Below are 13,378 nucleotides of genomic sequence, written 5' to 3' on the forward strand. Positions count from 1 at the left end.
CTACCTAGCTGCCAGATAAAAGACCTCCTGCATGAATCGATTTCTAAAGCGTGAATCATTGCGCGGTGCAGCCGCGCAACGATTTACGCAGGAGGTCTAAAGGCTGTCTCTTTCAGCGCTATGCGATTAGGGCTTAGCAAAAAATAAAAATCCCGAAGAAGGGGGCTATGGGCAAAGCCTGCACCCCCTTCTCCGAGATTTCATTTGACAGCAAGTCCCTTAAGCGATCGCCACAACCTCAGGTAATCGCAATGCCAAACCATGAGCATTGGCCCAGGTAGAAAGATCTTGGAAGGAGCGATCGCGATATTGCCCATACCGCTCTCGCTTATCCCGCACCTTCGTCGGCAGGGTTGGAAGAATTCCAAAGTTGGGTGGCATCGGCTGAAAATGCTTTGGCTCAGCCGAGCTGATGAAGTCAAACATTGCTCCCATCATTGTGGAAACTGGCATAGTTAGCAACTCACGCCCCAGGGCAACACGAGCGGCATTAGTCCCAGCTAACCAGCCTCCTGCGACAGCCGCCGTGTATCCTTCAGTTCCGACCAATTGCCCCGCCGCTAGCAACGTTGGACGCTGATGGAACTGAAGACCCGCACTCAACAACTCTGGTGAATTGATAAAGGTGTTGCGGTGCATCACCCCCATCCGCACGAACTCAGCATTCTCTAGACCAGGAATCAGCTGGAAGACGCGCTTCTGTTCGCCCCACCGCAAGTTGGTCTGAAAGCCCACCATGTTCCACAGCTGACCAGCTTTGTCCTCCTGGCGCAGCTGCACTACTGCATAGGGCTTCTTGTCCCGGTTTGCCGGGTCTTTGAAATCTCCAAAGCGGGCATCAAATAGACCCACGGGTTTTAGAGGGCCATAGCGCATGGTGTCCTCGCCTCGCTTTGCCATCTCCTCAATCGGCAAGCAGCCCTCAAAAAACTTGGCGGTCTCTCGCTCAAAATCCTTCAGCTCTGCCTGTTCTGCCTGACATAGCTCCTGCCAGAAGTGGAGATACTGATCCCGGTTCATGGGGCAGTTGAGGTAAGCCGCTTCACCGCGGTCGTAGCGAGACGCCATGAAGGCAATGTCTTGATTGATGCTCTCCCCCACGACAATTGGGCTGGCTGCATCAAAAAAGCTCAAGTAATTCTGCCCAGTGAGCCGCTGTAAATCTGCTGACAGAGCTTCGCTCGTGAGTGGACCCGTCGTCAAGACCACCACTCCCTCTGTTGGAATCTGAGTCACCTCGCCCCGTCGCAATTCGATCAAGGGATGCTGAGCCAGGGTTGTGGTCAAATCTTCACTAAAGACGGCCCGATCGACTGCCAGCGCACCCCCGGCAGGCACCTGATGCTCATCTGCCTTGGCAATCACCACGGAACCGAGCCGCCGCAACTCCTCATGCAGAAGCCCCGAGGCCCGATCTGTGGCCTGCGCGCCAAAGGAGTTGCTGCATACTAACTCGGCCAAGTGCTCGGAGTGGTGAGCAGGAGACTGCCGCTCAGGGCGCATTTCATGCAACACCACCGGCAATCCTGCTCGCGCAATTTGCCAGGCCGCTTCGGTTCCAGCCAGTCCACCACCTATGACATGAATCGGTTCCATCGGGTTTGGGTGGGCGATCGCCCCTACATCCATAGCTCAACCTATCCAGCATAACGGTTTACGCTCAGCTCCTATGGCTATGGCCAGGTTCGTTAGAGCGATTACAGGCATTGCTTGTAATCGCTCTAACGAACCTGGCCACGGCTCTAGATCAACAGGGTCGGATGAGTGCTTAGCCCCTATCCCCCTCACATCATTGCGACGATCGCCCGATCAGAATAACTACTGAATGTGGTTTTCTCTAACCCTTCCAATCCGTATTTCTAACCGTGTTTTCTCAATTCTCTCCCCGATAAATTGAGCAAGGTGATTATGTGTGCTCTGTCTCAGTACAAAACAAAATCTCTAAAACCTATTTTTCGTTGCGGTGAAGCCGCCGCAACAAAAAAATCCAGTTTTTAGCAAGGTTTGAATTTTTGTCCTGTGCTGAGCAGCGCTGCACGTCATCACTAAGCCAGAACTGTTTGGGTGTCTCTCAAAACCATGTTGAAGCATTTTTCCCTGGCCCTGGGGCTCTCCGTTGTCTGTGGATTGCTACCGGGCAATTTTGTTAGGGTTTCGGCCCAAAATCTATCGCTATCCGATTTGACTACTGCCCTACAAACTTCTGTTTGTTTGAATGATTGGACGACGGCAATTCGGCTCACAAGTCAGATCATAGGGCAGGATAGCGTGTCGTCGAGCGATCGCCAATCCTATCTACAGTTGCGCCGTCAATTTGAAGCCTACCGCGCTGCTCAAACTGTCTTTGATCGATCGGGACATACCCAGTGCCAAACCCTATTAGCTGTAGCAAATACCCCTGAGGTCGCCGCAACTTCCAATTCTGAGTTGAACTGGGACCGAGCAGCTCAAAGTCTCTCTCAGTCCAATGCTTCACCGGGTTATATGGCAACAGCAAACTCAACAACCCGAGCAGCGGTAGCACAGGAGTCTGCAGCGGAGTGCTACACAATTTCTGAGGGCGATCGCGAAGTTGCCAGTGGCTCAATTAGCTCTCGTTGGGGCTATGACATTATCCAGGAGGATCGGAGTAACGACTTCTACCTTGTATACTGGCCACAAAATGACTGCACAGCAATTCGTAGGACGGACACCTATCCCACTCAAAATGAGGCCTATCGAGCATTTCGCACTTGGGCAGATGACCAGGCTTACTAATATCGTGTCGTTGTGCTGACGATAAAAAGTGGTGCAGCGCTTTGTGCTACACCACTTTTTATCGTGTGTTTACCCTCGTTCTTGTCTGAAATTAACCCAACTGCTCTGTCAGCTGGCGCTTAGCTTCGGCTAAAGCCTCAGGCAGCTTAGAGGCATCGCGCCCACCGGCCTGGGCAAAATTAGGACGGCCACCGCCGCCGCCACCGCAGAGCTTGGCGATCGCCCCAATGAACTTACCAGCCTGTACCCCTTTCTGGTTCACCCCAGGGCTGAAAGCTGCAATCAAGTTCACCTTTTCCGCTTCAGGGGAAGCTCCCAAGAATACTGCCCCTTCACCCAGCTTTTGCAGCAAACGCTCCGCAGCGGTCTTGAGGGAGTCAGCATCAGCACCGGGCATTTCTGCCACCAGCACCTTAAAGGAGCCGACGGTTTCTGCCTGATCGAGGAGTTGGTCAGATTTTGCTAGAGCCAGTTCAGCCTTCGCCGCATCCAGTTGTTTCTGGGTCGCCTTCAGTTCCTCCTGAATGGCCGTGACCCGATCAGTGAGTTCCTCGGGCTTCGCTTTGAAGCGATCGCTCAACTCTCGCACCACCTTATCGCGCACGTTCAGATACTCCAGCACTGCGGGACCTGCAACCGCCTCGATCCGGCGAATTCCAGCCGCCACACCCGTTTCGGAAATAATCTTGAACAGACCGATTTCAGCGGTGTTGTGGACGTGGGTTCCCCCGCACAACTCCATAGAGACACCTGGGAAGTCAATGACGCGCACCTCATCCCCATACTTCTCACCAAACATGGCGGTCGCGCCCTTGGCTTTCGCCTCCGTCAACGGCATCACAGTCACGTGCGCCCCATGGGATTCTGCGATCCAGGCATTCACCTGTTCCTCAATCTGTTCAATTTCCTCCAGGGTGAGGGCACGGTTGAAGTTGAAGTCAAAGCGCAGACGGTCGAAGGCAACCAGAGAGCCTTGCTGCCCGATATTCTCGTCAACTAGCTTCTTCAGAGCGGCCTGGAGCAGATGAGTTGCCGTATGGTTAGCCTGAGCCCGACGGCGGCAGGCCAGGTCAATCTGAGCCGTGAGGCGATCGCCTGTCTTCAGCGTCCCCCGCTCAACGCGGCCAAAGTGAACGAAGATCGCCCCATCCTTCTTCACATCTTCAACCCGCACCACAATCTGGTCGCCTGAGAGGTAGCCGCGATCGCCAATCTGTCCTCCAGACTCCGCATAAAAGGGAGTGCGATCCAGCACCACCTGAACGCTGGTTCCAGCCTCGGCGACCTCAGTCGGTTGGCCTCCGACCAGCAGCAATTTAACCTCGGCAGGACTGTTGACCTCGGTGTAACCTAAAAACTGGGTTTCGTGCAGGTTCTCGGCCAGCTTGTCGAGGGAACCTTGCACCGTCAAGTCAATGGTTTCGTGGGCTTCACGGGAGCGATCGCGCTGCTCCTCCATGGCGGCTTCAAACCCTTCGACATCGACAGTGCGGCCCTGTTCTTCGGCAATCTCCTGGGTCAGCTCTAAGGGGAAGCCGTAGGTGTCGTATAGAACGAAGGCATCACGGCCCGACACCTGCCCACCTTGCGGAACCTGAGACAAAATATCCGCCAATAGCTTCTCGCCCCGATCCAGCGTTTCCAGGAAACGAGCTTCTTCTAATTGCAGTTCGCTCAGGATAGCTTTTTCTCGCTGGCGCACATTGGGGTAAGGCGCTTCGCTCAGGGCGATCGCCACCTCCGCCACTTGAGTAATAAAGGGCTGCTCAATACCAAGCAAACGCCCATGGCGCACCACCCGCCGAATCAAGCGCCGCAGAATATAGCCCCGTCCCAGGTTTGAAGCGGTAATGCCATCAGCAATCATCTGAACGACCGAGCGCACATGATCGCCAATCACCTTGAGGGATACCTTGGCCGTTTCATCACACGCCGCATATTGCAGCCCTGCGATCTCCGCTGCCTTCTCAACAATGGGGAAGATCAGATCCGTTTCGTAGTTATTGGGCTTGCGCTGGAGAATTTGGGCCATTCGCTCCAGACCCAGCCCCGTATCAATGTTCTTCGCAGCCAGGGGAGTCAGAGCCCCGGCAGCATCCCGGTTGAACTGCATGAACACCAGGTTATAGAACTCGATGAAGCGAGTATCGTCTTCCAGATCAATGTGGTCATCGCCCCGCTCAGGATGGAAATCATAGTAGATCTCAGAGCAGGGGCCGCAAGGGCCGGTGGGGCCAGAAACCCAGAAGTTATCGTCAGCTCCCATGCGAATGATGCGATGCGGAGGTACGCCAACCTGATCGCGCCAGATAGCAAAGGCTTCGTCATCGTCTTCAAATACGCTCACCACTAATCGATCAGCCGGAAGCTTGAACACGTCGGTGGAGAGTTCCCAGGCCCAGGCGATCGCTTTCTCCTTGAAATAATCCCCAAAGCTGAAATTACCTAGCATCTCAAAGAAGGTGTGGTGCCGCGCCGTACGCCCCACATTCTCAATATCGTTGGTACGAATGCACTTCTGAGATGTGGTGGCTCGGGGGAACTCGGAGGTACGCTGCCCCAGGAAAATCGGCTTAAACGGCAACATCCCCGCAATGGTCAGCAGCACCGTGGGATCTTCGGGCACCAGGGAAGCACTAGGCAGAATCTGATGCCCCCGCTCAGCGTAGAAATTCAAGAAGGTTTGGCGAATTTCAGAGCCAGTCAGCATTGGGATGTTGGTAGTGGGCAGGGCAGTAGACATGGGTTTTCCTGGTCGTATCAATAGGTCAGGCTAAGAAGGATCTGGGTCGACAATGGGTTCAGATGGAGTTTTTCACTAAAGAAAAAGCTCTAAGAATTCCTGCAAGGGTATAAAACCCCTATGGCATTAACGTAATATGGGAATTTACGGCAGACATCTCAGGGTCATCTTTAGACTGAAAATATATCCCTAATCTTCTCCTTCCATGATGCCGTACGAACGAGCAATCCTCACGTCTAACTCTAGATAGGCCGACTGGAGTGAACATTCAGTTAGCCCTTTGAGGAGACGCTTTTACCTGCTTGTGAAGCGTATGGAGTTCTCGGGCAATAATTGCTGTCTACAGGGTATGTATCTGAGATCCGCAACCGTTCCGTAATATTTTCCTAACAATTTGTAGCCATGGATATCCGCGGCCTTTGCCCCATAGCACGACTGGGTTTTCATGGCCCCGGTTTGGTATCTCAAGGGTCTACTGATTTCCCATTATTACTTGCCTGGTTCTAACTCCTACAGTCCATACGCTAACGAAGCGTCTCGGTTGCCACCGCTTGCCTTATGTACCCCCACATCTGGATTTAACTGTACGGAATCCTTGACATACTGCCTGGAGTGTGCCTCCCAGACCAATGGATGCTTCAATCTTAATCGTTGGTAGCGATGACTTTGTCGATACCTTTTCAAGCTTGGTAGAGAAGTTATCGATCTTTGCAATTCAAGTGGCGTCTCATCCTCGTGAAGCGATGTCACTCGTGCAGGCCCAACAGCCCGACTTATTACTGCTTCAGGCCAGTGAACTGGGTGTCCTTGACCTGTGCCAACAAATTAAATCTCAAAGCCAGCTTGCCTGGATTTACTGCATTGTGATTCAAACAGCCCCAACGCTTGGTCATATGCAGCTTTCAGATCCGACCTTGTTACTCCAGGCTGAGATTCAGGCGTTGCAGATGGGAGCAGATGCCCTGTTGAATCTACCCATTCCCTTGCAACCTGAATCGCTTGCCCTAGAAAGATGCGATCCTCTTGTCCTGCAACGGCTTTACGCACAGCTTCACGCCGGCCAACAGCGGGTACAAAACCATCGAGATTTGATGCGTACTAACGATTTGCTGTCGGCGATCGCCCTCGTTGATCCCCTCACCGAGTTGAATAATCGTCGTGCCTTCGAATGGGAACTACCCCGTCAGATCCAAAACAGCCGCGATCGTGAGGTGCCGATCAGCCTGTTGATGCTAGATATTGATTATTTCAAACGAATTAATGATACCTATGGGCACGTAGTGGGCGATCGCGCCCTAAAACTGGTATCTGCCCGACTACGCCATAATTTGCGCTTCTACGACACCCCCTTCCGGTACGGAGGTGAAGAGTTCGTTATTCTACTGAGTGATACAGGAGCCGATGAGGTGGGGGCGATCGCAACCCGCATCTGTGATCTGATCAGCAGCCAACCCTTCAGTATCAGCGATAGCTTAGAACTAACCATTACTATTAGTGCCGGGGTGTCATCCCTTCAAAGCACTGACGACAACCGTGGCGTTAGCCTGCTCCACCGAGCCGACCAAAACCTCCTCCGAGCCAAAGCCCGAGGCCGGAATCAGGTTGTCCTGAGTGACCCTCCTACAGGGAAGTAAGCCTTTGAAGAACAAAAAGCAGTGGGAGATGCTGTTAGCATCTCCCACTGCTTTTTGTTGAGTTTCGAATGAGCCGTTAGAAGCGCTCGGCTGCAGGGGGAGTGGTCGTCGTACCAAACCCGGGCTGATTCAAGAAGAGATTCTTGGCTGCATCATTTTGATAGACACAATCAATCTTGGGCTTCTCGTTAGGCCGATTCAGCTCGCCTGTGAAGCCAAAGGTATTCAGCCGCTGACGGCAATCCCTTACATCATCATTGGTTACTAAATTCTGCTTCTCCAAAATTGACCAGTTGGTGCTTCGCAACACACATCCGGGTTCCATTGAAGGCTGAGAAATATAGACGTTAAACGGGTTTAAGGTGACAAAAGCCCGCATATTCATCGTGATAGCACTGGCGCCATACTGGGCACAAATTTCTGGGTTGGGTGCACTACGGTCGATCGCTTCACGGGAGGCAATATTTTCGGGGCCAAAGTTCGCTGTCGAACTAAAGGCGATGCCCATACCGATCCCGAGAATAAAAATGGCCGCCATGACAGCCACGCTGGCATAGTTAAATGCAGAGGTCAGCGGAGATTTGTTGGGTGGCTTGTCCATAGACGGTCGTTGGGAAGAGGATCGAGGCGGAGGGGAAGGTGGGCGTCGTCTCATGGCAGTTTTGTAAAGCAACCACTAACGGTTTGCAGGGGTAGAGCGCTACGAAGATCCGCAGCCACTTTAAAGTCCAGTATAGCGATCGATCGGGGCATCCGGGGAGAGGGCAGCTTGGGGGCACCTTATCATCGACGTCAAAATTGTTTACATTAAATAACATCTAGTCCGTAATCAAAACCTGACACCGTGGCCGCCCAAACCTCCTTTCCTGCTACTCAACCCTCGCCCCTGGCGCTCATTCCTGGCATTTTTCGGGACAGCCTGACCGTTTTTTGGGGCGATTGGCTTGACTTGCGTGTACGCATTACCCAGGTCATCGCGTCAGGTTTAATCTCTCCCCTGATTTATATCCTCGCCTTCGGGTTAGGGCTGGGAAGTGCATTGGATCAAGCTGTTCAGCCCCCTGCCGGAGACAACTATCTGGAGTTCATTCTGCCGGGGATGGTAGCTCTCTCATCCATGACCATCAGCTTCGGCGGTACAACTTTCTCTATCTGCGGTGAGCGACTCTACAGTAAAACCTTTGAGGAAGTTCTGCTGTTACCCGTACATCCCCTTGCTCTATTTTTGGGCAAGATGCTAGCAGGAGTGCTGCGGGGGCTGCTGACCTCGGGTTCTGTGATTGCGATCGCCCTCGTCGTCACGGGCAACTGGCATTTCCTGAGCCCTCTATTTCTACTGATGCTCGTTCTGAACTGTGCTGTATTTGCAGGGTTAGGCGTCATCGTCGGATTGAATGTTAAATCCCTGGAAGGGGTTGGATTGCTCAACAACTTCTTGATCGTGCCCATGTCATTTTTGGGGGCAACTTTTTTCGATCCGGCCACCTTGCCTGCGGTTCTCAAAACGGTTGTCTATCTGCTGCCCCTGACTTACACCAGCATCAGCCTCCGAGCAGCGGCGTATCTGCCGTTGTCCCGCTTTCCCTGGTACAGTATTCCAGTGCTGATGTTGGCGGCGATCGCCCTTTCCGCGGTCGGTGCCTACCAGTTTTCCCATCAAAAAGATTAACTACTTCTAATGTCTTCCGACGATCTCCGTGCCGCCCGCCTCGCCAAAGCCGAAAAGCTCAGAGAACTGGGCTTCAATCCCTATGCCTATAAGTGGGAGGTTACCCACCAGGCTGCCCCATTGCAAGAAAAATACGCGGATCTGGGTAACGGGGAAGAGGTTCAAGACACCGTTTCCATTGCTGGGCGCATCCTTAATCGGCGCGTCTTCGGCAAACTCGCCTTCTTCACCCTGCAAGACGAAAGCGGCACTATCCAGCTTTATCTGGATAAAAAAGCCATTCAGGAAGGCATGGCCGATACGGACTCCGATGCCTTTGAACACCTGAAGCAACTGACCGACGCCGGAGACTTCCTGGGCGTCAAGGGGACTTTACGCCGTACCGAAAAGGGCGAACTCTCCGTCTTTGTACAGCGCTATAGCCTGCTGACTAAATCGCTGCAACCCCTACCCGACAAGTGGCATGGCCTCACGGACGTTGAGAAGCGCTACCGCCAGCGGTACGTCGATCTCATCGTTAACCCTGAAGTGCGTGAGACCTTCCGGCGACGTGCCCAAATCACTACCGCTATCCGCCGCTTCCTGACAGATCAGGACTTTCTGGAAATTGAAACCCCGGTTCTGCAATCAGAGGCTGGTGGAGCCGATGCCCGGCCTTTCATCACTTACCACAACACTCTCGAAATGGAGTTATACCTCCGCATCGCCACAGAGTTGCACTTGAAGCGACTCGTGGTGGGTGGATTTGAGCGCGTGTTCGAGATCGGTCGTATTTTTCGGAATGAAGGTGTCTCAACCCGGCATAACCCGGAGTTCACCTCCATCGAGGTTTATCAAGCGTTCGGTGACTACCACGACATGATGGAGATGACCGAAAACCTGATTGCGACGGTCGCTCAAGAAATCGTCGGCACCCTCCAAATCTCCTATCAGGGGCAGGCGGTAGACTTAACCCTACCCTGGCGACGGGCGACGATGCATGAACTGGTGCAGGAAAGCACTGGCATTAACTTTGCCCAGTTCCAAAACCTGGACGATGCTAAAGCCGCTGCGAAGAAAGCCGGCATTAAGGATGTCGACAAGTGTGATGCGATCGGTCGCGTACTGAATGAGGCATTCGAGCAAACTGTTGAACCTAATTTGATTCAACCGACCTTTGTAACCGACTATCCTGTTGAAATTTCTCCTCTGGCGAAACCTCACCGCAGCAAGCCGGGTTTGGTCGAACGATTTGAGCTGTTCATTGTCGGTCGTGAAACGGCTAACGGATTCTCGGAGTTGACCGATCCGATTGATCAGCGCGATCGCTTTGAAGCCCAGGCTGCCCGTAAAGCCGCGGGCGATCTGGAAGCCCAGGGAGTCGATGAGGACTTCCTGCTGGCCCTGGAATACGGAATGCCACCTACAGTAGGCATGGGCATGGGCATCGATCGCCTGGCCATGCTGCTGACGGATTCTGCCAGCATCCGTGATGTGATCGCCTTCCCCCTACTGAAACCCGAGAAAGACTCAGACGAGACCTGAGCAGAATCCGAGGATCAAAACAGCCCCCAGTTACCTTTAAGAACTGGGGGCTATTTGTATCAGATTTACAACTTCTTGAAGAAGCCGTGGTCGGGCCAACAGATTTAAATCTGGTTAGCCATAATTTTCTGTACCGCTTCAACAATTTGTTGCGGCTGCACGATAGTCAGGTTTTCCAGAATACCGTTGTAAGGGGTTGGAATATCCTGGGAGGCTAACCGCACAACCGGAGCATCCAACTCATCAAAGAAGCGATCCATGATAGAGGCACTTAACTCAGCCCCGATCCCACCAGACTTCATACACTCTTCCACAATGATCACGCGGTGGGTCTTGCGGATAGAAGCTCCTACTGTGGTGTAATCAATAGGCTTCAAGGAAATCAGGTCAATCACTTCAGGGTCAAACCCTTCTTTTTCAAGAGTTTTGACTGCTTGAGTGACATGGTGCCGCATCCGAGAATAGGTCAGAATAGTCACATCCTTCCCTTCTCGTACCACCTCAGCTTTATCGAGAGGCAGCACATACTCTTCTGTAGGTAGATCTTGCTTCAGGTTGTAAAGCAACACATGCTCGAAGAACAGCACTGGGTTGTCGTCACGAATCGCAGCCTTGAGCAACCCCTTCGCATTGTAGGGCGTGGAGCAGGCCACCATTCTCAGACCTGGTACGCCCTGAAAATAAGCTTCTAGACGCTGAGAGTGTTCAGCACCCAATTGACGGCCTACACCGCCAGGGCCACGAATCACGAGAGGAATCTTGAAGTTGCCGCCTGAGGTATAACGCAACATCCCTGCGTTATTGGCAATTTGGTTGAATGCCAGCAGCAGAAACCCCATGTTCATCCCTTCGATGATGGGACGGAGCCCGGTCATAGCTGCTCCAACAGCCATACCCGTAAAGCTGTTTTCCGCAATGGGAGTGTCGAGAACCCGTAGGTCTCCATATTTCTTATAGAGATCTTTTGTGACTTTATAGGAGCCGCCGTAGTGGCCTACGTCTTCCCCCAGCACAAATACATTGGGGTCTCGGGCCATCTCCTCATCGATGGCCTCTTTTAGCGCGTTGTACAGGAGGGTTTCTGCCATCTGGATTGGTTGATCGATAAATTCAGTTCAATCTAAAATCTTATCTGTTTACTGTGCCTCTTTCCGAAAAAGCCTCAGTTCTTTTTAAGCACCCTTCATGAGCTTGCTTTAACGAGCCGATCGTCATGGGAAAGGGGCGATCGCTCAAAGCCTAAGGAGATTTCTGCATAAGACCTTACCTGTCGTGTAGAAAATTCCCTGCTTCGTCAAGAAATTCTCCACACGACGGAAGCCATTTTATTCCTGGAAATCTCCTAAATGCCTGTAGAACAATAGATTGGATGCACTCCATAGAGCACGCACCCAGCCTACCGTTTAGAGCTGGCCATCGTGGCAAATGCTGGGCAATGGCCGATAGTTTTAGACATAATCAGGCAAAGTGAGCCACTTTCATTAAAGGAGAGTTACGGTGGGCCAGAGAAAATCACCACCCAAGAGACTGCCATGGACTCCTCGTATTACAGCCGGATTCGCTCGTTCCTGGAATCAGTCTGTGATTTTTCGATGGTTTTTCCTAACAGCATTGATTTGCTCTCTAATGTTAGTTTTAGGTAGCGTTGGGGCGATCGGATTTGTTGTCCCTACAGGCACTTCCCAACCCGAGCCGCATCTACAGACAGGCATCCACCCTCACAAAAACCCTGTCGCTACTGCAGCCATAACGGCTACAACATCTCCAGCACCAACGCTACATGCTCTAGCCACCAACTTCACACCGCCTGAAGAAGTGGCCCCAGCAGATCCCAGCAACTACGGACAACGGTTTCTGGTGGATGCTTACGGCAATCCCGTCTACAACGAACTCATCGTTGTGATACACGAGACCGTCGGGTCTGCCCAAAGCGCTATTAATACATTCCAGACCTATCATGTACGAGACAACGACCAGCGAAGCTATCACGCCTTAATTCGCCAAGATGGGACAGTTGTGTACATTGTGCCGCCAGAGTACCGGGCTTTCGGAGCCGGAAATTCAGTTTTTGATGGCCCCTACGGCCCTGAAGCCGTCATTACCAATGCCGCTTTCCCCCCATCCGTTAATAACTTCGCGTATCACATTTCCTTAGAAACTCCATCGGATGGCCGTGGCAATCAATCGGGTCATAGCGGTTATACCCGAGCTCAATACGAGTCCTTGGCCTGGCTCACAGCCCGCACTGGAGTGCCTCAGGAGCGGATTACGACCCATCGTGCAGTTGATCGCTCAGGCAACCGCCGTGACCCCCGAAGCTTTAACTTTCCAGAATTCATTCAAATTTGGAGTGAATTTGTAGGATAAGCCTATTTCGCTTGAGAAGCTATATAACTGCAAATGCGTTAAGTACAGCGCTATATCGTCAACACCTATTAAGTTATCAAAAAACTGAGTACTGAGCCCGTACCCTCCTCCTATAGCGGCCTCGCAATCCCCAGAAGGTGCACTTTGAGAGACTAAGCAATTCAAATAGAGGGCTTTGAGGCTTGGTATAGCATGCAACAATAGATACATGGAAAGAAGTACCATATAGGTGGATTCTACCGATAGAAAGTGATAGACTTCCAAAATCTGCTTGTTAGAGATTTATCAGTGTTCCTGCTCTAAAGAAAAACCTGAAAATTCTCTCCAGAGCAAGTTACTTCTATTTCTTTCAGTAATCAATTGATTCGGTTGTGTTTCCCTTTGTTAATGGGTGCGGTACGGGTCGCAATCTATCAAACTATCCTCAACCATAACGTATGACTGGAATTGACCTGCTATTTCTCTTGGTCATTTCGCTTTCCTTTGTGCTGGGTATGTACACCAACCCAGAAAAGAAGAAAGAAAAGAAAACGGATGAACAATTAGTTGCTGAATACCTTGCAAAACTACTGACACAGGGCGTCAAAATTCGAAATGACTAATTCTGCAATGCACTATCTACATCATCAAACTGGCATTTGAAAAGTTAGGTATTCGCGTTAGCAACGCGCGAATACCCAACCT

Annotated in this window: 11 protein-coding genes; 7 read left to right on the forward strand and 4 right to left on the reverse strand. The window is 51.9% G+C overall.

Going from position 1 to position 13,378, the window contains the following annotated elements; all coding sequences use genetic code 11:
* Window positions 1-219: 219 nt before the first annotated feature.
* Complete coding sequence (gene trmFO, locus NDI52_RS10355; RefSeq protein WP_347280022.1) at window positions 220-1,629, reverse strand: FADH(2)-oxidizing methylenetetrahydrofolate--tRNA-(uracil(54)-C(5))-methyltransferase TrmFO; 1,410 nt, start codon at window positions 1,627-1,629, stop codon at window positions 220-222.
* Between the two features lie 46 nt (window positions 1,630-1,675).
* Here trmFO and NDI52_RS10360 point away from each other — a divergent pair, with 46 nt between their 5' ends.
* Both NDI52_RS10360 and NDI52_RS10365 read left to right on the forward strand, forming a co-directional pair.
* Window positions 1,676-1,825: a hypothetical protein gene (locus NDI52_RS10360; protein WP_348256393.1), complete on the forward strand. Its 150-nt coding sequence runs from the start codon at window positions 1,676-1,678 to the stop codon at window positions 1,823-1,825.
* A gap of 254 nt (window positions 1,826-2,079) precedes the next feature.
* Complete coding sequence (locus tag NDI52_RS10365) at window positions 2,080-2,757, forward strand: hypothetical protein (protein WP_190770631.1); 678 nt, start codon at window positions 2,080-2,082, stop codon at window positions 2,755-2,757.
* 91 nt (window positions 2,758-2,848) lie between these two features.
* Here the strand turns inward: NDI52_RS10365 and alaS are convergent, their stop codons facing one another.
* Window positions 2,849-5,500 carry an alanine--tRNA ligase gene (gene alaS, locus NDI52_RS10370; RefSeq protein WP_199307727.1) on the reverse strand — a complete coding sequence of 884 codons (2,652 nt, stop codon included), beginning with the start codon at window positions 5,498-5,500 and terminating at the stop codon, window positions 2,849-2,851.
* 629 nt (window positions 5,501-6,129) lie between these two features.
* On the opposite strand from alaS, the gene NDI52_RS10375 reads away from it, so the two are divergent.
* Entirely contained in the window at window positions 6,130-7,134 is a 1,005-nt protein-coding gene (locus NDI52_RS10375; RefSeq protein WP_190770632.1) for a diguanylate cyclase, read from the forward strand.
* Window positions 7,135-7,210: 76 nt separating this feature from the next.
* Here the strand turns inward: NDI52_RS10375 and NDI52_RS10380 are convergent, their stop codons facing one another.
* Window positions 7,211-7,735: a DUF3172 domain-containing protein gene (locus NDI52_RS10380; RefSeq protein ID WP_347280024.1), complete on the reverse strand. Its 525-nt coding sequence runs from the start codon at window positions 7,733-7,735 to the stop codon at window positions 7,211-7,213.
* A gap of 285 nt (window positions 7,736-8,020) precedes the next feature.
* On the opposite strand from NDI52_RS10380, the gene NDI52_RS10385 reads away from it, so the two are divergent.
* Window positions 8,021-8,803 carry an ABC transporter permease gene (locus NDI52_RS10385; RefSeq protein ID WP_199307734.1) on the forward strand — a complete coding sequence of 261 codons (783 nt, stop codon included), beginning with the start codon at window positions 8,021-8,023 and terminating at the stop codon, window positions 8,801-8,803.
* A 9-nt stretch (window positions 8,804-8,812) separates the two neighbouring features.
* Window positions 8,813-10,327 (forward strand): lysine--tRNA ligase, encoded by a 1,515-nt coding sequence (lysS, locus tag NDI52_RS10390; protein WP_190770635.1) that lies wholly within the window; start codon window positions 8,813-8,815, stop codon window positions 10,325-10,327.
* 104 nt (window positions 10,328-10,431) lie between these two features.
* On the opposite strand, the gene NDI52_RS10395 is transcribed toward lysS, so the two are convergent.
* Window positions 10,432-11,415, reverse strand: a complete 984-nt coding sequence (locus NDI52_RS10395) for an alpha-ketoacid dehydrogenase subunit beta (protein WP_190770636.1) — start codon at window positions 11,413-11,415, stop codon at window positions 10,432-10,434.
* Between the two features lie 409 nt (window positions 11,416-11,824).
* On the opposite strand from NDI52_RS10395, the gene NDI52_RS10400 reads away from it, so the two are divergent.
* The gene (locus NDI52_RS10400) at window positions 11,825-12,694 is read left to right on the forward strand and encodes a peptidoglycan recognition family protein (protein ID WP_347280186.1); all 870 of its coding nucleotides are present in this window, start codon (window positions 11,825-11,827) and stop codon (window positions 12,692-12,694) included.
* Window positions 12,695-13,131: 437 nt separating this feature from the next.
* Window positions 13,132-13,296, forward strand: a complete 165-nt coding sequence (locus NDI52_RS10405) for a hypothetical protein (RefSeq protein WP_190770637.1) — start codon at window positions 13,132-13,134, stop codon at window positions 13,294-13,296.
* The last annotated feature ends 82 nt before the right edge of the window (window positions 13,297-13,378 follow it).

Origin of the sequence: Leptolyngbya sp. PL-A3 (assembly GCF_039962325.1) — a bacterium.
Classification (GTDB): domain Bacteria; phylum Cyanobacteriota; class Cyanobacteriia; order Elainellales; family Elainellaceae; genus Vacuolonema.